Annotated in this window: 27 protein-coding genes; 10 read left to right on the forward strand and 17 right to left on the reverse strand. The window is 65.2% G+C overall.

Annotation, left to right across the window (positions count from 1 at the left end):
- Positions 1 to 130: 130 nt before the first annotated feature.
- The 5 genes from FPZ24_RS06185 to FPZ24_RS06205 form a co-directional block, all read right to left on the reverse strand.
- The gene (locus FPZ24_RS06185; RefSeq protein WP_146570229.1) at positions 131 to 391 is read right to left on the reverse strand and encodes a hypothetical protein; all 261 of its coding nucleotides are present in this window, start codon (positions 389 to 391) and stop codon (positions 131 to 133) included.
- A 62-nt stretch (positions 392 to 453) separates the two neighbouring features.
- A complete protein-coding gene (locus FPZ24_RS06190) occupies positions 454 to 813 on the reverse strand; it encodes a hypothetical protein (protein ID WP_146570231.1) in 360 nt (119 codons plus the stop codon).
- Between the two features lie 101 nt (positions 814 to 914).
- Positions 915 to 1,607, reverse strand: coding sequence for a phosphate regulon transcriptional regulator PhoB (gene phoB, locus FPZ24_RS06195; RefSeq protein WP_146570233.1), 693 nt, complete (start codon positions 1,605 to 1,607; stop codon positions 915 to 917).
- A complete protein-coding gene (gene phoU, locus FPZ24_RS06200; protein WP_240047688.1) occupies positions 1,604 to 2,233 on the reverse strand; it encodes a phosphate signaling complex protein PhoU in 630 nt (209 codons plus the stop codon). The genes phoB and phoU overlap by 4 nt, the downstream gene beginning before the upstream one ends.
- A gap of 120 nt (positions 2,234 to 2,353) precedes the next feature.
- Positions 2,354 to 3,394, reverse strand: coding sequence for an ATP-binding protein (locus tag FPZ24_RS06205; protein WP_146570235.1), 1,041 nt, complete (start codon positions 3,392 to 3,394; stop codon positions 2,354 to 2,356).
- An 80-nt stretch (positions 3,395 to 3,474) separates the two neighbouring features.
- On the opposite strand from FPZ24_RS06205, the gene FPZ24_RS06210 reads away from it, so the two are divergent.
- A complete protein-coding gene (locus FPZ24_RS06210; protein ID WP_146570237.1) occupies positions 3,475 to 4,320 on the forward strand; it encodes a tetratricopeptide repeat protein in 846 nt (281 codons plus the stop codon).
- A gap of 79 nt (positions 4,321 to 4,399) precedes the next feature.
- On the forward strand, positions 4,400 to 4,807 hold the full coding sequence (locus FPZ24_RS06215; RefSeq protein ID WP_146570239.1) for a hypothetical protein: 408 nt from the start codon (positions 4,400 to 4,402) through the stop codon (positions 4,805 to 4,807).
- Here FPZ24_RS06215 and FPZ24_RS06220 read toward each other — a convergent pair.
- Positions 4,804 to 5,442, reverse strand: a complete 639-nt coding sequence (locus FPZ24_RS06220; RefSeq protein ID WP_146570241.1) for an HAD-IA family hydrolase — start codon at positions 5,440 to 5,442, stop codon at positions 4,804 to 4,806. The two genes, FPZ24_RS06215 and FPZ24_RS06220, sit on opposite strands and share 4 nt — an antisense overlap.
- A gap of 79 nt (positions 5,443 to 5,521) precedes the next feature.
- On the opposite strand from FPZ24_RS06220, the gene glmU reads away from it, so the two are divergent.
- Genes glmU through FPZ24_RS06250 form a run of 6 tightly spaced genes read left to right on the forward strand, consistent with a single transcriptional unit; the run spans position 5,522 to position 11,123 of the window.
- Positions 5,522 to 6,874, forward strand: coding sequence for a bifunctional UDP-N-acetylglucosamine diphosphorylase/glucosamine-1-phosphate N-acetyltransferase GlmU (gene glmU, locus FPZ24_RS06225; RefSeq protein ID WP_146570243.1), 1,353 nt, complete (start codon positions 5,522 to 5,524; stop codon positions 6,872 to 6,874).
- A complete protein-coding gene (locus FPZ24_RS06230; protein ID WP_146570245.1) occupies positions 6,871 to 7,185 on the forward strand; it encodes a hypothetical protein in 315 nt (104 codons plus the stop codon). Before glmU ends, FPZ24_RS06230 begins: the two co-directional genes overlap by 4 nt.
- Positions 7,186 to 7,215: 30 nt before the next feature.
- Positions 7,216 to 7,482, forward strand: a complete 267-nt coding sequence (locus FPZ24_RS06235) for a ribbon-helix-helix domain-containing protein (protein ID WP_146570247.1) — start codon at positions 7,216 to 7,218, stop codon at positions 7,480 to 7,482.
- A complete protein-coding gene (locus FPZ24_RS06240; protein ID WP_146570249.1) occupies positions 7,479 to 7,847 on the forward strand; it encodes a type II toxin-antitoxin system VapC family toxin in 369 nt (122 codons plus the stop codon). The genes FPZ24_RS06235 and FPZ24_RS06240 overlap by 4 nt, the downstream gene beginning before the upstream one ends.
- A 16-nt stretch (positions 7,848 to 7,863) precedes the next feature.
- Positions 7,864 to 9,687 (forward strand): glutamine--fructose-6-phosphate transaminase (isomerizing), encoded by a 1,824-nt coding sequence (gene glmS, locus FPZ24_RS06245; RefSeq protein WP_146570251.1) that lies wholly within the window; start codon positions 7,864 to 7,866, stop codon positions 9,685 to 9,687.
- Between the two features lie 59 nt (positions 9,688 to 9,746).
- Positions 9,747 to 11,123 (forward strand): cytochrome P450, encoded by a 1,377-nt coding sequence (locus FPZ24_RS06250; protein WP_146570253.1) that lies wholly within the window; start codon positions 9,747 to 9,749, stop codon positions 11,121 to 11,123.
- On the opposite strand, the gene dapE is transcribed toward FPZ24_RS06250, so the two are convergent.
- Positions 11,120 to 12,238, reverse strand: coding sequence for a succinyl-diaminopimelate desuccinylase (gene dapE, locus FPZ24_RS06255; protein WP_146570256.1), 1,119 nt, complete (start codon positions 12,236 to 12,238; stop codon positions 11,120 to 11,122). The two genes, FPZ24_RS06250 and dapE, sit on opposite strands and share 4 nt — an antisense overlap.
- A 31-nt stretch (positions 12,239 to 12,269) precedes the next feature.
- On the opposite strand from dapE, the gene FPZ24_RS06260 reads away from it, so the two are divergent.
- Positions 12,270 to 12,719, forward strand: a complete 450-nt coding sequence (locus FPZ24_RS06260; protein WP_146570258.1) for a cupin domain-containing protein — start codon at positions 12,270 to 12,272, stop codon at positions 12,717 to 12,719.
- A gap of 90 nt (positions 12,720 to 12,809) precedes the next feature.
- Here FPZ24_RS06260 and FPZ24_RS06265 read toward each other — a convergent pair whose 3' ends face one another.
- Positions 12,810 to 13,475, reverse strand: coding sequence for a glutathione S-transferase family protein (locus tag FPZ24_RS06265; protein WP_146570260.1), 666 nt, complete (start codon positions 13,473 to 13,475; stop codon positions 12,810 to 12,812).
- Positions 13,476 to 13,541: 66 nt separating this feature from the next.
- On the reverse strand, positions 13,542 to 13,670 hold the full coding sequence (locus FPZ24_RS17755) for a hypothetical protein (protein ID WP_275669360.1): 129 nt from the start codon (positions 13,668 to 13,670) through the stop codon (positions 13,542 to 13,544).
- Positions 13,671 to 13,790: 120 nt separating this feature from the next.
- Here FPZ24_RS17755 and FPZ24_RS06270 point away from each other — a divergent pair, with 120 nt between their 5' ends.
- Entirely contained in the window at positions 13,791 to 14,414 is a 624-nt protein-coding gene (locus FPZ24_RS06270) for an SH3 domain-containing protein (protein WP_146570262.1), read from the forward strand.
- Between the two features lie 6 nt (positions 14,415 to 14,420).
- Here FPZ24_RS06270 and FPZ24_RS06275 read toward each other — a convergent pair whose 3' ends face one another.
- From FPZ24_RS06275 to rpmH, 8 genes are all read right to left on the reverse strand, one after another.
- Positions 14,421 to 15,533 carry a zinc-binding dehydrogenase gene (locus FPZ24_RS06275; protein WP_146570263.1) on the reverse strand — a complete coding sequence of 371 codons (1,113 nt, stop codon included), beginning with the start codon at positions 15,531 to 15,533 and terminating at the stop codon, positions 14,421 to 14,423.
- A 69-nt stretch (positions 15,534 to 15,602) separates the two neighbouring features.
- On the reverse strand, positions 15,603 to 15,755 hold the full coding sequence (locus FPZ24_RS17075) for a hypothetical protein (RefSeq protein WP_186729097.1): 153 nt from the start codon (positions 15,753 to 15,755) through the stop codon (positions 15,603 to 15,605).
- Between the two features lie 80 nt (positions 15,756 to 15,835).
- Positions 15,836 to 17,173, reverse strand: coding sequence for a M28 family metallopeptidase (locus FPZ24_RS06280; RefSeq protein ID WP_146570266.1), 1,338 nt, complete (start codon positions 17,171 to 17,173; stop codon positions 15,836 to 15,838).
- Positions 17,174 to 17,201: 28 nt separating this feature from the next.
- Positions 17,202 to 17,840, reverse strand: coding sequence for a ribosome biogenesis GTP-binding protein YihA/YsxC (yihA, locus tag FPZ24_RS06285; protein ID WP_186729098.1), 639 nt, complete (start codon positions 17,838 to 17,840; stop codon positions 17,202 to 17,204).
- A gap of 1 nt (position 17,841) precedes the next feature.
- Entirely contained in the window at positions 17,842 to 19,545 is a 1,704-nt protein-coding gene (gene yidC, locus FPZ24_RS06290; RefSeq protein WP_146570267.1) for a membrane protein insertase YidC, read from the reverse strand.
- 23 nt (positions 19,546 to 19,568) lie between these two features.
- Positions 19,569 to 19,793, reverse strand: a complete 225-nt coding sequence (yidD, locus tag FPZ24_RS06295) for a membrane protein insertion efficiency factor YidD (RefSeq protein ID WP_240047640.1) — start codon at positions 19,791 to 19,793, stop codon at positions 19,569 to 19,571.
- Positions 19,790 to 20,056: a ribonuclease P protein component gene (rnpA, locus tag FPZ24_RS06300; RefSeq protein WP_240047641.1), complete on the reverse strand. Its 267-nt coding sequence runs from the start codon at positions 20,054 to 20,056 to the stop codon at positions 19,790 to 19,792. Before rnpA ends, yidD begins: the two co-directional genes overlap by 4 nt.
- Positions 20,057 to 20,112: 56 nt before the next feature.
- Positions 20,113 to 20,247 carry a 50S ribosomal protein L34 gene (gene rpmH / locus FPZ24_RS06305; RefSeq protein WP_066589281.1) on the reverse strand — a complete coding sequence of 45 codons (135 nt, stop codon included), beginning with the start codon at positions 20,245 to 20,247 and terminating at the stop codon, positions 20,113 to 20,115.
- Positions 20,248 to 20,366: the final 119 nt, after the last annotated feature.

Raw genomic sequence — 20,366 nt, forward strand, 5'->3', positions numbered from 1 at the left:
GCGGCACTCCCAAGTGGTTTGCGCGCTTTCCTAGGGGTTTTGCTGCGCTGCGCAAGAGAGCGTACCGAAAATACGAAAAGGCCGGCGCAGGGTGTGCCAACCCGCACCGGCCCGACCCGAGTGGCGCCCCTTATTTGGGGTCGTTACGCTGCTTGCATTTGTCGAACTGGCCGCGCTTGCAGAACGGATAATCCGCCAAAGGCGCTGGAGCCGGGTAGGCCTGGTCCGGCGTCGGACCGGGAACTCTGACTGCATCCGGCGGCGCAGGCGGTTGAGGCGGCGGTTGGTATCCCGGCGGGTTGGGCGGCGTATTACCGACCGGCGCCGTCGTCTGCGCCGCTGCCGGCGCAGCAAACAGCGCGATCGCCATGGCAACGGCTAAGGTCCGCATCGTCATCTCCTGACTACGACATGATGCGGGCCGGCGTGGGAGCGCCGGCCCGGTCGTTGCGATCAGCCCGGCTTGCGCGGCGTCGAGTGCAGGCGTTCGCCCCGCGCGTTCGAGCGTTCGGTGCAGTGATCGGTCACCGTCTTGCTGCACATCGGATAATTGCCGTCCGTCGTCGCCGGCGGGGCCATGGGTGCAGCCGCCATCGGCGCAGGCGCGGCCATCGGCGCGGCCGCGGGCGGCGCTGCGGTTGCGTCGGCCGCCGGCGGCATCGCTGCGGCCGGATCGCCGGCGGGTGGCGTTGCGTTGGGATCGGCCGGCGGCATCGGCGCGGTCTGCGGGGCAGGCGGCGGTGAGGCCGGGGCGTCCTGAGCAAAGGCGGGAAACGCGAATGCGGCGACCGCCGCGGCGACTAACAGTTTCATGCGACTCTCCTGAAGTCCGGCACGCTAGACGTGACGGGTGGGAGAACGCGGTAATCGGAAAATGGCTCCGTCGTTTCGCAGGCGATTCGACGAAGTGCGTGTCATACGCCTGTATCGAGAGAATAGCCCGCAGACCGCACCGTCCGGATCAGGTCAGCGCGGTCGCCGTTATTGATCGCCTTGCGCAGGCGCCGGATGTGGACGTCGACCGTCCGGCTCTCGATATCGCTGTCATGGCCCCAGACCGCATCGAGCAACCGCTCGCGGCTGAACACCCAGCCGGGATGCTCGAGGAAATGCTTGAGCAAGCGGAACTCCGTCGGCCCGAGCGCGACCAGTTCGCCGCCGCGACGGACCTTGTGACCGACCGTATCCATCTCGATATCGGCATAGGTCAGTTGCTCGCCCGCCAGCGCAGGCCGCACGCGGCGCAGCACCGCGCCGACGCGCGCGACGAGCTCGCGCGGCGAAAACGGCTTGGTGACGTAGTCGTCGGCGCCGGTTTCGAGTCCGCGCACGCGGTCCTCCTCCTCGCCGCGCGCGGTCAGCATGATGATCGGGATGTTCGCGGTCTCGGGCATGCGGCGCAGCCGCCGGCATACCTCGATCCCCGACAGTCCTTCGACCATCCAGTCGAGCAGGACGATGTCGGGCGCCGCCTCCTTGGCCAGCAACAACGCTTCTTCACCGTCGGGCGTGTGCTTGACGTCGAAATCCTCGCGCTTGAAATGATAGGCGAGCAGTTCGGCGAGCGACGCATCGTCCTCGACCAGCAGCATCTTCACGCGGCTCATCGTGTTTCCCCTGTCTTGACCCGTTCGGGCATCGGCGTGCCGGTTGCGGCGAAATAGACCATTTCCGCGACGTTGGTTGCGTGGTCGCCGATCCGTTCGAGATTCTTGGCGACGAACAGCAAGTGCGCGACCTGGCCGATCGTCGCCGGATTTTCGACCATGTGCGTGACAAGAATGCGGAAGATCCCGTCGTAGAAATCGTCGAGCAGGCGATCGCGGTCGCACACTAGAACCGCGGCCTGCGCGTCGCGGGCAGCGAAGGCGTCGAGCACGTCGTGCACCATCTCCGCCGCCATTCGCGCCATGGCGGGGATGACGGTGATCGGCTCGATCTGATGCTCGCTCTCGATCAGCGGCACACGCTTGGCGATGTTCTTGGCATAATCGCCGATCCGTTCGATCACGCCCGCGATCTTGAGCGCGGCGACGACGTCGCGCAGATCGCCGTCGGCCAGATGGCGCTCGGCGATGATCTGCACCGCCAGCGCCTCCACCTCGGCCTGCAACGTGTCGATGCCCTTGTCGGCGCCGCGAATCTGGGTGGCGAGATCGGTGTCCGCGCGTTGCAGCGCGTTGATCGCGTCGTGGATCGCCTGTTCGGCGAGCCCGCCCATCTGACTAAGCATGCCGCGCAACCGACCGATATCACGGTCGAACGCTTGAGCGGCGTAATCGGTGGCCAAGATCAAACTCCCCGGAGCGCGAGAGAATCGGGTCGCTCCGCGGCCGCCTGTGTGACGTCAGCGTTACCCTTTGATGACAGCGGCGGCGGGCAGCAGGATCGTGACGACGGTGCCGCGCCCGATCTGGCTGGCGATATCGAGCCGGCCGCGATGCCGCTCGACCACGTGCTTGACGATCGCCAGGCCGAGTCCCGTGCCGCCGACCGCGCGACTACGCCCCGAATCGACGCGGTAGAAGCGTTCGGTCAGCCGCGGGATATGCTCGGGTGCGATCCCTTCGCCTTCGTCGCCGACCGCGACGCGGACCATGCCGTTGGGGTAGCGCCACAGCTTGATCGTGACCGGCGTGCCCGCGCGGCCGTATTTCATCGCGTTGCCGACCAGATTGTGCAGTGCCTGGCTCAACTGGATCCGATCACCGATAACCGCGGGCACGTCGTCGGCGAATTCGACGACGATGTCGGCGACGCGCGGGTCGTGCGTATCGCGCAATTCCGCGATGACCTCTTCGAGCAGCATCGCCAGATCGACGGAAGCATCGGGCAAGCGGTATTTCTCCGCCTCGATCCGGCTCAGCGAGATCAGGTCCTCGACCAATCGCTGCATCCGTCGCGCTTCGTCGACCATCACCTTCAGAAAACGCTGGCGCATCGCCGGGTCGGCGCCGTCATCGTCGATCAGCGTCTCGGCAAAGCCCAGGATCGAGGCGAGGGGGGTGCGCAGTTCGTGGCTGGCATTGGCGACGAAATCGACGCGCATCCGCTCGGCCGCGTAGCTGCCGGTCTGGTCGATCAAATGGACGACGCGACGGCCGTCGGGAATGTCGGTGACGCGCAATTCCCAGCGCTGGTCGAGCGTGCCGAGCCCGACCAGGTTGATCGGCCCCGAGGCACCCACGCCGGGCGGAGCGGTCAATCGTTCGGCCGCGGCGGGATGGCGAATCGCCAGTCGCACGTCCTGATCGAGGATGTGATTGCCCAACAGATCGCGCGCGGCGGCATTCGCTTCCTCGACGCGACCATCGGCGATCACCAATACGGGTTCGACGATACCTTCGAGCACGGTGTCGAGCCGCGGCGCGGCGGGGGTGTGGAGGTCGTCCATCGCCACACGGCCCTAGAGCAGAGGGCGTGGCGGGGCCACCCGCTTGATCTATAGTCGCGGGCGACTCGGGGGAGATCGACATGAGCGGAAAGTGGCTGGTGCTGGCGGGGCTGGCGATGACCGGCGCGGCGTGGGGCGAGAGCGCGTCGATGACCGGCAAGTTTCCGGCGGGCGTGCGCGAGGCGGATCGACTGGGCGTGGTCGTGGTCGATCGCTTCGACGGGCGCGACGGACGCCAGGTCGAAAGCGTGCTCGAACAGGCGATCGGCGCGCCGAATGGACAGCCCGACGGCGTCCTGTCGGGCGGCGTCACCACCGGCGTCGAGGAGAATCGCTACCAGGGCAGCGAGGAACGCTGCGTCGAATGGGAAAAGGGCGACCGCAGCAAGGCCTGCACCAAGCGCGCGCAAGTGCCGGTGCCGTGCACGCGCCGCGTCGTGGTCGTGACCGTCAGCGTTCGGCTGATGCGGCTGGAGGACAATCTGTCGGTCTATTCGGACAACAAATCGGGCCGCAGCGAGATCAGCTGGTGCGAGGGGCGGTCGCCCTACACCACGGTCGAGCAGATGGTGACGGCGCAGATTCGCGACATCGCCAACACCATCCGCGGCGACGTGCGGCCGTACACGCAGACCTATCGCGTACGCTTCCGCGAGGAGCGCGACGGGATGCGGAAGGATATCGGCAACCAGTTCAAGGCCGTCGTGAAGCTGTCGCAGAACAATACCGCCGAAGCATGCCGGCAATGGGCGGCGATGAACGGGCAGATGCCCAATCATCCGTCGGTACTCTACAATCTCGGCGTCTGCGCGGAGGCGGCGGGGCGCTACGAGGATGCGCTGGCCGGGTATCGCGCGGCGCAGGCGGCTTTGTTGCCCAAGAAATCGGGCGATATCGGCGATCGATCAACCGCGTCGGTCGCCTGATGATCGCCCGCGAGGACGATGCATGGATCGCGCGGCGGGGACCCGCGCGGCGCTAAAGGGATCAGGAGGGAGAGATAGGATGAAGCGATACGCACTTTCGATGCTCGCGGCTGCGGCGCTCGGCGGCTGTTCGATGGGACAGGATCTGTCGTCCGGCGGCGCGGCGGTCGACGCCTTCCACAGCCAGATGAATGCCGGCCAATTCGCGGCGATCGCCGCCGGCGCGGGGCCGGAAATCCAGGCGACCGCAGGCGGCTTCGCCCCGATCCTCGAACAGATCCATGCGCGGTTGGGCAACGTCAAATCGACGTCTCGGACCGGTTTCAACGACCGCGTCGACAATGGCGAGCATCGGCTGGAGTTGACGTACGACACCAAGTTCGATCGCGGCGACGGTGCCGAGGAGTTCGTGTTCCGGATGGCCAAGGGCAAGCCGTTGCTGATCGGCTATCACGTCAAGTCCGACGCGCTGAAGGGTAACTACTAGGCCAGGCGCTCGAGCGTGCCGATCAGGTCGCGGTAATCGTCGAATGCCGCGTCCCCGGTCGCGTCGAAGCCGTAAACCGCGACCGGCACGCCCGCCGCGCGCGCTGCCTCGACGTCGTAGCGCGAGTCGCCGACGAACGCAGCGCGCCCGCCGCCGCAGCGGCGCACCATCTCGACGATCGGCGCTGGGTCGGGCTTGGCCTTGCCGGGGATCGTGTCGCCGCTGATGACGAAGGCGAATCGGCCGGTTAGGTCGAGTTCGCGCAACAGCAGGTCGGTGAAATGCTGGCGCTTGTTGGTGACGATCGCGAGCGTGACGCCGCGATCCGCCAGCGCATCGAGCGCCGCGAGCACGCCAGGGAAGGGCCGCGTCGTCACCGCGATATTGGCTTCGTAATACGCCAGCAGGATCGGCAGCAGATCGTCGAGTCGCTCGTCGCCGCCGCTTGCCTTCAGCGCAGTCTGCAGCATCAGCCGCGCGCCGCCGCCGATCATCGGGCGGATGCGCTCGACCGGAAACGGTGTGCGCGCCGCGGCCGCCAGCGCGTGGTTCACCGCCGCGGCCAGATCCCCCGCGCTGTCGACCAGCGTGCCGTCGAGATCGAAACCGACGATATCGAAGGGAAAATCGGCCATCGTTGCTGCGCCTGCCCGCAATTCTATGGCCATGGCAAGGTCTTCGTGGCAGGGCGCGGGTAGACGGAGACGCTGACGCATGACCACCCCGATCGCCGCTGTCATCCTTGCCGCCGGCATGGGCACGCGGATGAAGTCCGACCTGCACAAGGTGCTCCACCCGATCGCCGGGCGGCCGATGCTGCTCCACCTGATCGACAGCGTCGATGCGCTCGATCCGGCGAAGGTCGTGGTCGTCGCCGGCGCGCGGCGCGAGCAGGTCGAGGCGGCGGTGACCCCACTCGGCGTCGAGGTCGCGATCCAGGCCGAACAGCTCGGCACCGGCCATGCCGTGCGCCAGGCCGAGACTGCCCTCGCAGGGTTCGAGGGCGATGTCCTGATTCTCTACGGCGACGTGCCGCTCGTCACAACGGAGACGATGCGCGCAATGGTCGATCGGCTGCATGGCGCGGGCGAGCCGAGCGTCGTCGTACTCGCCTTCCGGCCCGCCGATCCCGCCGCCTATGGCCGGGTGATCGCCGATGCCGACGGGCGGCTCGACAAGATCGTCGAGTTCAAGGACGCTTCGCCTGAACAACGTGCGGTAACCCTTTGCAATTCCGGACTGATGGCGGTGCGATCGGCCGATCTGTTTCGGTTGCTCGGCCAGCTCACCAATACGAATGCGGCAGGCGAATACTACCTCACCGACCTCGCCGAGCTGGCCGGGAAGGACGGGCGTGGGGCGGTGGTCGTCGAAACCGATGCGGCGGAAGTCGCCGGGATCAACAGCCGCGCCGAACTCGCGGCTGTCGATGCCAGTTGGCAGGCCAAGCGTCGCGTTCGGGCGATGGCCGACGGTGCCACCTTGGTCGCGCCGGACACGGTTTGGTTCTCGTTCGACACGCAGATCGGTCGCGATGTGCTGATCGAACCCAACGTGTTCTTCGGCCCCGGCGTCAGCGTCGCCGACGGCGCGACGATCCGCGGGTTCAGCCATATCGAGGGCGCGACCGTGGGCGAGGGCGCCGAAGTCGGCCCCTATGCCCGCCTGCGTCCGGGTGCGGTGCTAGGCGAAAAGTCGAAGGTCGGCAATTTCGTCGAGGTGAAGAAGGCCACCCTCGGCAAGGGCGCGAAGGCCAATCACCTGACCTATCTCGGCGATGCCGAGATCGGCGCCGGCGCGAATATCGGGGCTGGGACGATCACCTGCAACTATGACGGCTTCTTCAAATATAAAACGGTGATCGGTGAGGACGCGTTCGTCGGGTCGAATTCCGCGCTGGTCGCGCCGGTGTCGATCGGTGCGGGCGCGATCGTCGGGGCAGGGTCCACGGTCACACAGGACGTCGAAGCAGATGCCTTGCGGTTGGTACGCCCGCCGCAGGAAACCAAGCCCGGTTGGGCGAAACGATTCCGCGACATGATGCGCGTGAAGAAGGCAGCAAAATGAGTGATCGTTACGACGGTAAGCCGTTTCTGCGGTTGCTCGACAGCTATATCCTGGATGCAATCGGCCATCTCGACACCGAGATGCAGGCGACGTTGACGCGGCTCGAGCCGAAATTTCACAAGGCGTTCAATACACCGGGCGATTGGCGGACGATCGTCGCCACCGTCATGAAATTTCCCGACGGTATGCCGGGCGCGATCCGCGAGGTGTGGGAAAAGGGCAAGGTCAGGTTTGCTGAAATGAACGGACAGGAACCCGACCCCGCGGAATTCACGCAGATATTTGTCGATACCAACTTCCCGAACAATTGACATGATATCATGATATGATATCAGTGTATCATGCGATTCTTGGCCGACATTCCCGATGACGACGTGCAGTGGCTCGACGCAGTTGCGCGCACTGAGGGCAAGTCACGCGCAGCCGTCGTTCGCGACGCCGTTACGGCGTTCCGGCATCGCGATGAAAAGGCCGGGATGGAAAAGTATTTCGGCTTGTGGGAGCGCCATGGTTCGGCCGTCGATGGGCTCGACTACGAGCGCAGGTTGCGCGACGAGTGGCCATCGGTGGATGATCTCGACGGCAAGAAGCGGCCCGACGCCGCGTGAGCGAGCGCTTCTTCGACACCAATATCGTCATCGACGTCTTGCATAATCGACCGATGGCCTGGGCCGAGTTGCGATTGGCGACGCGGCCGTGGATCAGCCGGATGACGTGGATAGAAGTGATGTCGGGCGTTCCCGATACCGCCGCGCCTGAAACCGAAGAATTCTTGCGGCTGTTCGCGATCGCCGAGATCGACGAAGAAGTAGCGCGTCGTGCAGCCGCAATCCGCCATCAGCGCCGATCGTTGAAGTCGCCCGACGCGATCATACTTGCTTCTGCGCAAATGGGGGGTCGCATCCTCGTCACGCGTAACACCAAGGACTTTCCGGCAAGCATGCCCGGCATTCGTATCCCCTACAAGATTTGAAGAAAGCTCCCTAACCATGTGCGGAATCATCGGAATTGTCGGAAAGGATCAGGTCGCCGATCGGCTGGTCGAGGGGCTGCGGCGGATGGAGTATCGCGGATACGATTCCGCCGGCGTCTGCACGGTTCAGGACGGCCAACTGATCCGTCGTCGGGCGGAGGGGAAGCTCGCGAACCTGGTCGCGGTGCTCGCGACCGATCCGGCGCCCGGCCATACCGGGATCGCGCACACGCGCTGGGCGACGCACGGCGCGCCGACCACATCGAACGCGCATCCGCACGCGACGGGCGAAGTGGCGCTCGTTCACAACGGCATCATCGAGAATTTCAAGCCGCTCCGCGAAGCGCTGATCGCGCGCGGCCGCACCTTCCAGAGCGAGACCGACACCGAGGTCGTCGCGCATCTGGTCAGCGAGCATGTCGAGGCGGGGAAATCGCCCGAAGAGGCAGTCAAGGCTGTCCTGCCCGAATTGCGCGGCGCCTTCGCGCTGGCGATCGCGTTTCGCCAGCATGACGACATGCTGATCGGCGCGCGGCTCGGTTCGCCGCTGGTGGTCGGTTATGGCGAGGGCGAAACGTATCTCGGTTCCGACGCGCTGGCGCTCGCGGGCCTCACGCAGAACATCGCCTATCTGGAGGAGGGCGACTGGGTCGTCGTCCGCCGCGACGGCGCGCAGATCTACGACGTCGACAACAATCCGGTGACTCGCGACATCACGCGTTCCGGCGCGACCTCGGCGATGATCGAGAAGGGCAATTATCGCCACTTCATGCAGAAGGAGATTTTCGAGCAGCCGATCGTCGTTGCCCAGACGCTGCGGTCGTATCTGCGCGGGGTCGAGCGGACCGTGGGCCTGCCGCAGATGGATTTCGATCTGTCGGCGGTGAAGCGCGTCACGATCGTCGCGTGCGGCACGAGTTTCTATGCCGGGATGGTCGCCAAATACTGGTTCGAGCAGTTCGCGCGCGTGCCGGTCGATATCGACGTCGCGAGCGAGTTTCGTTATCGCGATCCGGTGCTGGAAGACGGCGGCTTGGCGCTCTTCATCAGCCAGTCGGGCGAAACCGCGGACACGCTCGCCGCGCTGCGCCACGCCAAGAAGGCCGGCCAGAAGATCGCGGTGGTGGTCAATGTGCCGACCAGCACGATGGCGCGCGAAGCCGATCTGCTGCTGCCGACGCATGCCGGGCCGGAGATCGGCGTCGCCTCGACCAAGGCGTTTTCGTGCCAGCTCGCCGTCCTCGCCGCGCTCGCCGCGCACCTCGCGGTGGTGAAGGGTCGCCTGACCCGCGCTGAGGAAGAGGAGATCGTCGAGCATCTGACGCAGGCGCCGGCCGCGCTCAACGCCGCGCTCGACCATGACGAGGAAATCGCCGCGATGGCGCCGCTGATCGCGCCGGCGCGCGACGTGCTCTATCTGGGCCGCGGACCGGACTATCCGCTGGCGCTCGAAGGTGCACTGAAACTCAAGGAAATCAGCTACATCCACGCCGAAGGTTATGCGGCGGGTGAAATGAAGCACGGCCCGATCGCGCTGATCGACGAGAATGTGCCGGTGATCGTCATCGCGCCGTCGGGACCGTTGTTTGAGAAGACCGTGAGCAACATGCAGGAGACACAGGCCCGCGGCGGCAAGATCGTGCTGATCTCCGATGCCGAGGGGCTGGCCGAGGCGGGCGACAACTGCCTCGCGACGATCGAGATGCCCAAGGTCCATCCGTTGATCGCGCCGTTGGTCTATGCGGTGCCTGTGCAGTTGTTGGCCTATCACGTCGCGGTGGCGAAGGGGACGGACGTCGATCAGCCGCGCAACCTGGCGAAATCGGTGACCGTCGAGTGATCCTCGACCGGGGAGGTTGGGGGCTAGCGTCGCTTACTGACACCGTGGTAAGTAACCGCATGGCCTATGCGCACACGCTCGAAGCGAATCCCCATTGGGTGCCCCACGCGGCGCGCCAGTCGCTGACCCACATCCCGGGTAATTTCGGCCTGCCGTTGTTCGGCAACACGCTGAAACTGCTGCGCGATCCGGTGAAGTTCGGGAACGCGATGGTCGGGCGCTACGGCACGGTCTACCGCAACCACGCATTCGGCGAGCCCAATGTCGCTTTGCTCGGCCCGGAGGCGAACGAACTGATCCTGTTCGATCGCGACCGGTTGTTCTCGTCGGAGCAGGGCTGGGGCCCGATGCTCAACCTGCTGTTCCCGCGCGGGCTGATGCTGATGGATTTTGATCACCATCGCGCCGACCGCAAGATCCTGTCGGTGGCGTTCAAGCCCGAGCCGATGCGGCACTACGCGACGCAACTCGATGCCGGGATCAAGCGCCACATCACCGACTGGAGCGGGCGCGAGATGCGCTTCTATCCCGCGATCAAGAAGCTGACGCTCGATCTGGCGGCGACCAGCTTTCTTGGTGTCGAATTGGGCGACGAGGCCGATCGCATCAACCAGGCGTTCGTCGATGAAGTACAGGCATCGATCTCGCCGATTCGCGTGCCGTTGCCGGGGACGATGATGCGCAAGGGTGTGCAGGCGCGCGCCTATCTGATCGACTGGTTCAAGCGCGAAATCCCGGCGCGGCGGCATGGCGCCAGACTAGGCAATGGTGAGGATTTCTTCTCGCAATTCTGCCGCGCGACCGACGATGCCGGCCAGCCGCTGTCCGACGATGCGATCGCCGATCACATGAATTTCCTGATGATGGCGGCGCACGATACTATCACCTCGTCGATGACCACGCTCGTCATGCTGCTGGCGCGCAATCCCGATTGGCAGGAGCGGCTGCGCGAGGAGATCATGGGGCTCGATCCCGCGGTGCCGCTGACCGACCAGCTCGATCGGCTCGTGCTGACCGATTACGCCTTCAAGGAAGCGCTCAGGATGATGCCGCCGGTGCCGTCCTTGCCACGCCGGGCACTGCGCGACTTCGAATTCGGCGGCTACACCATCCCCGCCGGGACCAGCGTCGGTGTCGGTATCGCCTGGACGCATCGCATGCCCGACATCTGGCCGGAGCCGGACAAGTTCGATCCGCTGCGCTTCACGCCCGAGGCGTCGAAGGGCCGCCATCGCTTCGCCTGGGTACCCTTCGGCGGCGGTGCCCACATGTGCATCGGGCTGCATTTCGCGGTGATGCAGATGAAGCTGCTGATGGCGAATTTGTTGTCGCGCTATCGGATCGAGGCGGATCCCAGCGCGGGCGACAAATGGCAGGTTTTCCCTATCCCGCGGCCGAAGGACGGGCTTCCGGTGCGGATCGTGCCGATCGTCTAACCGTGCGCGACCCGCGCGATGATGTCGGCGTAGATGTCGGTCAACGTCTCGAGGTCGGCGATCGCCACCGCCTCGTCGGTCTTGTGCATCGTCGCATTGACCAGGCCGAATTCGACCGTGGGGCAGAGTTGCGACAGGAACCGCGCATCGCTGGTGCCGCCGGTGGTGGACAAAGCAGGGGTCACGCCCGTGACCGCCGCGATCGCATCCGCCACGAGGGTCGAGAGCGGCCCCGGCTCGGTCAGGAACGCCTCGCCCGAAATCCGCGCGATCACCGTCGCCTCGGGAGCGTGGAGCGCCACGGTGCGCTCGATCAGATCGACCAGATCCTCGCCACGTTGCTCGTCGTTGAAGCGGATCGACAGCCGCGCCGACGCCTTGGCCGGGATGACGTTGGTCGCGGGGTTGCCGACGGTCACGTCGGTCACCTCTATGTTCGACGGCTGAAACCAGTCGTTGCCGTGATCGAGCACGATCGCGTCGATCGCCGCCAGCGCTGCGACCAGCTTCGGGATCGGATTGTCGACGAGTTGGGGGTAGGCGACGTGGCCTTGCTTGCCCGGGACGTCGATCCAGAGGTTGACCGACCCGCGCCGGCCGATCTTGATCGTGTCGCCGAGCCTTTGGTCGGAGGTCGGTTCGCCGACCAGGCATAGATCGGGCCTCAACCCGCGCTCCGCCATCCGGTCGATGATCGCGCGCGTGCCATAGATCGCCGGCCCTTCCTCGTCGCCCGTGATCAGCAGGCTGAGCGTCGGGCCTTCCACCCGCGCCGCGGCGGCGGTGAAGGCGGCGATCGCGCCCTTCATGTCCACCGCGCCTCGCCCGTGGAGCAAGTCGCCACGCACTTCGGGCGCGAACGCCCCGCTGGTCCAGCCGTCGCCCGGCGGCACGACGTCGAGATGCCCGGCAAAGGCAAGGTGCGTTCTCGTCCCTGGACGCAACGCGATCATGTTCTCGACCGGTCCGTCGGGTTCCTCGCCGACCGTGAAGCGGTCGATCTCGAACCCCGCGACCGCTAGCGTCTGCGCGAGTACGTCGAACACTTCGCCACGCGCGGGCGTCACGCTTTCGGCGGCGATCAGCGCCTTGGTCAGATCGACGACTTGGGGCAAGATGCACTCCCGTAAAGCAACGGAGACGGCATTGCCCAAGCTCGATCTCGATACAATCCCGCAGTCGAACGCGACCGGCTATCCGCCGGAATACGCCACGGTGGTGCGTGAACGCTGGTATCGCCGCCTCGCGCCGCCGGGCGGCGTGAGCGACTTCGGGTTTAGCCACGTCACGCTCAAGCCCGGTGCCTGGTCGGCGCAGCGCCACTGGCACGAGGGCGAGGACGAAGCCGTCATCATGCTGGCCGGCGAGGCAGTGCTGGTCGACAATGATGGCGAGCATGTCATGCGCCCGGGCGATATTGCCGCCTTCCCCAAGAACGACGGGAACGGCCATGTCCTGCAGAACCGGTCGGACAAGGATTGCGTGTTCGTCGCGATCGGCGGGACGGGCGTCAGCGACTGTCATTACCCCGATATCGACATGCACCTCTACGCCAGCGTCGGGGAACAACGCCGCAAGGATGGCAGCAGGTTTTAGTGCGTTTCAGTCCGCCGTTCGCCCTGAGCTTGTCGAAGGGCGTGTCCCGGCCACGTACTTCGACAAGCTCAGTACGAACGGACTTGGGATTTATTCGGCAGCTTGCTCGAACTTCTCGATCACCCATTCCTCCTCCTGCGCGGCGGCGATCCAATCCTGCATGAAGGGGTGGTTGAGCACGCGCTCGACATACGGCACCGCGAAGCGCGCGACGGGCAGCTGATAGGTTACGATCCGCGTGCAGACCGGCGCGAACATGATGTCGACCGCGCCGAAATCGCCGAACAGGAAATCGCCGTCGCCCGCGAACCGCGCGCGCGCCTGCGCCCAGATCTCCATCAGTCGGGTCAATTCCTCCAGCACGTCGTCGTCGGGCTTTTGCGCCGGATAGACCTGGCGGATGTTCATCGTGTGCTTGGCGCGCAGGTTCTGGAAGCCGGAATGCATCTCCGCCGCCATCGATCGTGCCATCGCGCGTGCGGCTTCGTCGGTCGGCCAGAATTTGGCGTTGCCGGTGCGTTCGTTGAGGAAATCGATGATCGCTAGGCTGTCCCACACGACGACGTCGCCGTCCCACAGGATCGGCACCTTTCCCGATGACGGGGCGAACTCGTCGCCCTGGCGGCGCTTGTCCCAATCGTCGTCGTAGAGCGGCACGACGACTTCCTCGAACGGCAACTCCGACTGCTTGCACGCGAGCCAGCCGCGCAGCGACCAGGACGAATAGGCTTTATTGCCGATGATGAGCTTGAGCATGCCCGCGGGGTAAAGATCATCGCGCCGGCGGGCAACCGGCGTGTCGCGCGGTCGGATAGCGGCGGCTTATTTGGCCGGCTTGTCCTTGCGCCGGTCCTTCACGCGGCGTTCGGGACCCCCATAATCGGGATCGCTATCCTGCCGCCGATCCTTCTCGCTGCGCTGGTCGGCCTGCTCGTTCGGGTTCTTGTCCATGACGGTTCCCCCCCAATATGCGAAGGCATGATGACAGAATTTCAAACGCTTGGCTTGGTCAAATCCGACACGCATGGTCGTTCGATTGACTTGAGCGCCGTGTCATGATGCATCGTCAGCATGAAGACGATCACCGGCCTTTTGCTCGCCACGTCGCTCGCGGCCTCGCCCGCCGCCGCCAAGCAATATCCGCCGCGCGACGATTGTGTCGCGGATGCGTCGTTCGTGGCGTTCCGGACGTCGCTGGCGGATATCGTCAAGCGCAAGGACGCCAAGGCGCTGCTGGCGGTCGTCGCGCCCGATATCGAATGGAGCTTCGGTGATCCGCATGGTCGAGCGGGGTTCGCCAAGGAGTGGAAGCTCGCCGCTCCGGCGACGTCGGGCCTGTGGGAAGAACTCGGCCGCATGCTGGCGCGGGGGTGCTCGCTGAAGGACGGCGAGGCGAGCGCACCCTATTGGTATCAGAACGGTCCGAGCGGCGAACTCGCCGACATCGCGTTGATCAACGGCGAACGCGTGAACATCCGCGAGGCACCGTCCAAGACCGCCAAGGTGGTCCGTACCGCCGACTGGGAGAGCGTGACGATCGGCGACGAAGCAAAGGACTGGACCAAGGTGACGTTCGAGGACGGTACCGCCGGCTATGTCGCCAACGATTTCCTGTGGAGCGGCTACAGCTACCGCGCGCTGTTCGACAAGCGCGGCGGCAAGTGGCTGATGACGGCGTTCATCGCCGGCGACTGATCGGTCCTAGAGAGTCGGGTTGATCAGATATTTCTCGCCCGTCGCCTTGCGCTGCCAGCCGCGGATCGTGTCGGGCTGGATCGCCTGGTCGAGCGAGATTTCGGACGTGTAGCCGCTCGCGAAGGTCGTCAGGATCTCGTCGGCGACCCGCTTGCGCAGCCGGGCGATAACCTCCGGGCCTGCCTTCATCAGGAACGGCGTCAGCAGGAATCCGCCGACACCCCAGGCAAAGCCCATGTTCGGCGCGAGCGTGGTCGGGGATAAGTCGAGCCGGCCGTAGATGTAGACCTGCTTGTGCACCGGCGAACCATAGCCACCAGCGGGCGGCGTCTTCTTGACCAGCGCCGCTTCCATCGCACCCAGGATATGCCCCGCGAGCGGCCCGCCGCCGACCGCGTCGAACGCGATCGTCGCGCCGGTTTCGAACAGCACATCGGTCAGGTGCGCACGGAAATCGGGCGAGGACGAATCGACCACATACTTCGCGCCGATATCGGTCAGGATCTTGGCCTGTTCATCGTTGCGGACGATGTTCACCAGATCGACGCCGTCGGCGATGCAGACCTTGTTGAGCATCTGGCCCAGGTTCGACGCCGCGGCGGTATGGACGAGCGCGGTATGCCCCTCCATTTTCATCGTCTCGACCATGCCGAGCGCGGTCAGCGGATTGACGAATGCTGAGGCGCCCTGTGCCGGGGTGACGCCCTCGCCATATTCCAGCAGCGCGGACAGCGGCACCTTGCGATACTGCGTGTACATCGCACCACCGAGCACCGCGACGGTCTTGCCGATCAGATGTTCGGCGCCGTCGCCCGCCGCGACCACGATGCCGGCGCCTTCGTTGCCAGCGGCGAGCGACTTGCCGTTCCGCGCGGCGACCATGCTGGCCATTGCCTCGGGTATCGCGGCGGTCGTCGTGCCGCCGTCGCTTGCCAGCGTCGAGAGATCGGCGGGACCGAGCAGGAGCGGTTGGTCGGAGGGATTGATCGGCGCGGCTTCGATGCGGACCACGACTTCGCCGGCACCGGGCGCCGAAACATCGACGTCCTGGATCGACAGCTCGAGCTTGCCGTCGGTGATCAGCGAACGCAGTTCGCGCGCCTTGGCCGGTATCGTCATCGTCGCTCTCCCAGATCGATTGCTTGTTGCAACCGATCTAGCGAGCCGATGCTGCCGGAGCAATGTAGCTTAGTTGGTACCCCACAAAGAGGCGCTGCTGTTGCGGATCGCATCGCCGAACGCGGTGAGATGGTGGCCGAACGCGCGGGTATATTCGCCGTTGTTCAACAGCAAATCGCCGATCACCGAGGCGACCAGCCCGAACAGGATGAAAAACTTCATGTCACGAAACCCCGCACATACGTGTGCCCCAAGGGTATAAACTTAAACGACTCTGGTTGCCGAAAGGTAAACGACCGCCTTCATTGCGGCCGCCCGCCCGATTTCCATCGCGGCGTATAGCCCGCGTCGGCGAGCATGCGGATTGGCCGGACGAGAGAATTGATCGCGGCGGTCATGTAGTCGAGGTCGAGGCTGTCCACCGTATCCGTCGGCTGGTGGTAAGTCGGTCCGACCCAGCCCGACAGTGTGTGCGCGACTATCCCCTTCAGCGCGAGCGAGTAATTGTCGGAACGTTCGAAATAATGCTCTTCAGGATAGGGGTCGGGCGCGACCAGCGCACCGTTCGCGCGCAGCATTGCGAACAGGTCGGATCGTTCGGCCCCGGTCATCATCAGCGACCCCTTGGGCAGCTTGGCGTCCTGCTGCCCGATCATCTCGAGCTCGATATTGGCGACGATCCGCTCGAGCGGAATGGGCGGATGCAGGCCGAACCAGGTCGATCCGAGCCCACCGAGTTCCTCGCTGCCGTACGCGACGAACAGCACGCCGCGCTTCGACGGCCCCATCGCCGCGAACGCGCGCGCCAGTTCGATCACGGCGACGGTTCCGGACGCATCGTCGTTCGCGCCGGGCATCACCTTGCCGTTCCGCACCCCGAGGTGGTCGAGGTGTGCGCTGACCAGGATTACGCCGGCCTTGGGATCGGTACCGGGCAGGTAACCGATCGCGTTGGTCGTGACGCCGTCGGTCGTGACGACGGGGATGTCGAGCATCACAGCATCGCCGTCACGGACGCGGCCGAGCGCGTCGGCCGAAAGCGCCGCTACCGTGACATCGGGGCGGGAATCGACGCCCTTCAGCGCGACGCGTAGCCGAGGACGCACACCCGTCTGCTTGCGATAGTCGCGATCTTCCTGCGTTTCTGTCGTCAGCAACAATTTGGCCTTGCCGCGCACGGCGCGATACACGCGGGTGAATTGGTCCGCCGGACCGGTGTACACAACGACATCGGCCTGCGGAATCGCGCCGGCGGGATCGCGCAGGATTGCGGCCGTGCCACTGATTTGGCCACCACCGGAGCGCAACACCGTCACGCCCGGTATTGCGGTGCCGCCGATCGTCAGCGTCGGATCGGCAGCGACGGTGCGTCGGACGATCGGCGCGGTCTGGAGATAGGAATCCATCCCCGGTGCGGTGCGCAGCCCGGCATCGCGGAACAGCGCCGCGACATAGCCCGCGGCGATCGCTTCATCGGGTGTCGCGCTGCCGCGTCCGCGTAGCGCAGGGCCGGCGAGCAATTCGAGTTCGGTGCGGACCGAGGCGGCGCTGATCACGGGCGCGTCGCGGTCGCGCGATGTGGCGGGAGTGAGCGGGACCAACGTCAGCGCGATCGCTGCGATCGTCGCGATTCTTCTCATCGATCCATCCCCCTCAATGTGCGTTCGTTTAGCCGATCGCCTCGATTACGGCGGCGCGCAGCTCGGCGATACCGAGCCCGGTTTCGCTCGACGTGGCAATGATGTCGGGATGCGCGGCGGGGCGCTTGCGCGCTTCCTCTGCGGTCGCGGCGACGACCTTGTCGAGTTCGGTCGGCTTGATCTTGTCGGCCTTGGTCAGGACCAGGCGATAGCTGACCGCCGCCTTGTCGAGCATTTCCATGATCTCGCGATCGACGTCCTTCAGCCCGTGCCGTGCATCGATCAGCACCAGCGTTCGCTTGAGCACATCGCGCCCGCGCAGGAAGTCGTTGACCAGGAACCGCCACTTTTTGACGACGTCCTTGGGGGCCTTGGCGAAGCCATAACCCGGCATATCGACCAGCCGAAACGCCAACGGCTCGCCGACGTCGAAGAAGTTGAGTTCCTGCGTCCGCCCCGGCGTGTTCGAGGTGCGCGCCAGGCTGTTGCGATTGGTCAGCGCGTTAAGCAGCGACGACTTGCCGACGTTCGACCGGCCGGCGAACGCCACCTCCGGCACATCGGCGCCGGGCAGATGTTGCAGTGCCGGCGCGGATTTAAGGAACGCGATCGGCCCGGCGAACGTCTTGCGCGCCGCCTCGATCGCGTCCTCGTCGAAAATGCTCACTCTACTTAACCACCGGCTGTTTGAGCGCCGGATGCCGCGCGTAGAGCACCTTCTGCTGCAACACGGTCAGCAGGTTGCTGGTGATCCAGTACACCTGCAGGCCGACCGCGAACGGCGCCATCACGAACATCAGCACCCACGGCATCAGCGCAAAGACTTGCTTCTGCGCCTCGTCCATCGGGGCCGGGTTCATGCGGAACTGCAGCCACATCGAAATGCCGAGCAGGATCGGTACCACGCCGATCGCGATGAAATGCGGCGGCACGAAATCGAGGATGCCGAACAGGTTGATCGGAGTCAGCGGGTCGGGCGCCGACAGATCCTTGATCCAGGCGACGAACGGCTGGTGCCGCATTTCGATCGTCAGCATCAGCACCTTGTACAGCGAATACATGATCGGAATCTGGATCAGGGTGGGGAGGCAGCCCGCGAGCGGATTGACCTTCTCCTCCTTGTACAGCTTCATGATCTCCTGCTGCTGGCGCTGCTTGTCGTCCTTGTAGCGTTCCTGCAGCGCCTTCATCTTCGGCTGGATCGCGCGCATCGACGCCATCGAGGCGAACTGGCGCTGTGCGATCGGGAAGATCAGGCCGCGGATCGTGACGGTCAGCAGCATGATCGCGACGCCGAAATTGCCGATCATGCGGAACAGCCAGTGGAGATAGTAGAAGATCGGCTTTTCGATGACTTCGAACCAGCCCCAGTCGAGTGCCTTGCCGAACAACGCAATGCCGGCGTTGTCCTGATAGCCGTCGAGGATGCGCACTTCCTTCGACCCTGCGAAGAAGCGGCTGGTCTGGGTCAGCGCCTTGCCCGGCGCGAGCGACGTCTTGGCGCGCGCATAGTCGGCGGCATAGCCGTTGCCCGTCGGCGCGGTGAATTCCCCGGCGAAGGTCGATGCCTGGTCGGGGACGAGCGCGGTCAGCCAGTATTTGTCGGTGAAGCCGAGCCAGCCGCCGGTCGTCGTGAACGGCTTGGATTCCGCGACCTTGTTATAGTTGAGGTCGTAATCGGCCTTGCTGTCATGCACCGACATCGGGCCGATCTGGATCGTCCAGCTGTCGACGTCCTTCGACGGCGTTGCGCGGCTGACGATCCCGGCGGGCGCGACATCGACCGCAGTGCCGGCGGCGTTCAACACCGTTTGGCGGATCGTGAACATATATTGATCGTCAACGCTCAGCTCGATCGCGAAGCGCTGCCCCTGCGCGTTGGCCGCCGTCAGCGTCACCGGCTTGCCCGGCGCGAGCAGCGTGCCGTTCGCCGTCCACACCGTGTCGGCGCTGGGCGGCTTCAGGCCGTTATCCTGCCATCCGAACTGGGCGTAATAGGCGTCAGTCGTTCCTGCAGGCGACAGCAAGCGGATCGGCGGCGAATCCTTGGCGATCGTTTCCTTGTACTGGGTCAGCACCAGGTCATCGATCCGCGCGCCCTTCAGGTTGATCGATCCCTTCAACGTCGGCGTGTCGATCGCGACGCGCTGACCGGCGCTCTCGCCCAGCACAGCCTTCAGGTCGCGGACCCTGGCTGGCGTCGTGGGGGAGGGGGCGGTGGTGTTCGGCACTACCTTGGTCTTGCCGCCCTCGATCTTGGTCACCGGCGGGTTGGCAGGCGGGAACAGCTTGTTGGCGATCACCGGCCAACCGAACAGGATCAGCGCCGCGATGATCGCGAAGGTGATGAAATTGCGATTGTCGTTCTTCACGCGTGGGCGACCTTATCGATAAATCAGGGAACGGGATCGGGGCCGTGTCCGCCCCAGGGTTGGCACCGTGCGATCCGCTTGATCGCCAGCCACCCGCCCTTGAGCGGGCCATAGCGGCGAAGCGCGGTGATTGCATAGGCCGAACATGACGGCTGATAGCGGCACGTCGGCGGCAGGATCGCGGAGGGGCCGATCTGCCACAATCGGACGATGCCGACGAGCAGCCAGGTGAAGAATCGGCCGATCACCGGACGACTTTCGCCAATGCCTTGGTGAGGTCGGCCCTCAACTGCGCGAAATCGCGGGTAAGACCGTCCGACCGGCCGATCAGGACGTGGTCGGCGCCGGCGACACCGCTCTGGGGCAAAATCTCACGCGCAAGCGCGCGAAAACGCCGCTTGATGCGATTGCGCACCATGGCGTTGCCGATCTTCTTGGTCACCGTATAGCCGATCCGCATCGCGGGATCGCCGTCGCCGCGCGCCTTCACCAGCAGGACGAAACCCGGCATCGGTGCGCGCTTACCCGAATTCGCCGCGAGAAAATCGCGGCGTTTTGTGAGGGTAATTAGGCCGACAGCTTCTTGCGGCCGCGGTTGCGGCGGGCACGGATCACGTTGCGACCGCCCACGGTCGCCATCCGCGCGCGGAAGCCGTGCCGGCGCGCCCGCACCAGGTTGCTCGGCTGAAAAGTCCGCTTCATCGCTCATTCCCTGATCGTCAGAATAGAAAAGGGCCGCCACGCAGGCGGCCTTGCTGGGGGCGCGCTTAAGCGAGGTCGCGCGATAAGTCAACGCGAAGAGGCTGGCTTGCTCCATCGGC

The organism is Sphingomonas panacisoli, assembly GCF_007859635.1.
GTDB classification, from domain to species: Bacteria; Pseudomonadota; Alphaproteobacteria; order Sphingomonadales; family Sphingomonadaceae; genus Sphingomonas; species Sphingomonas panacisoli.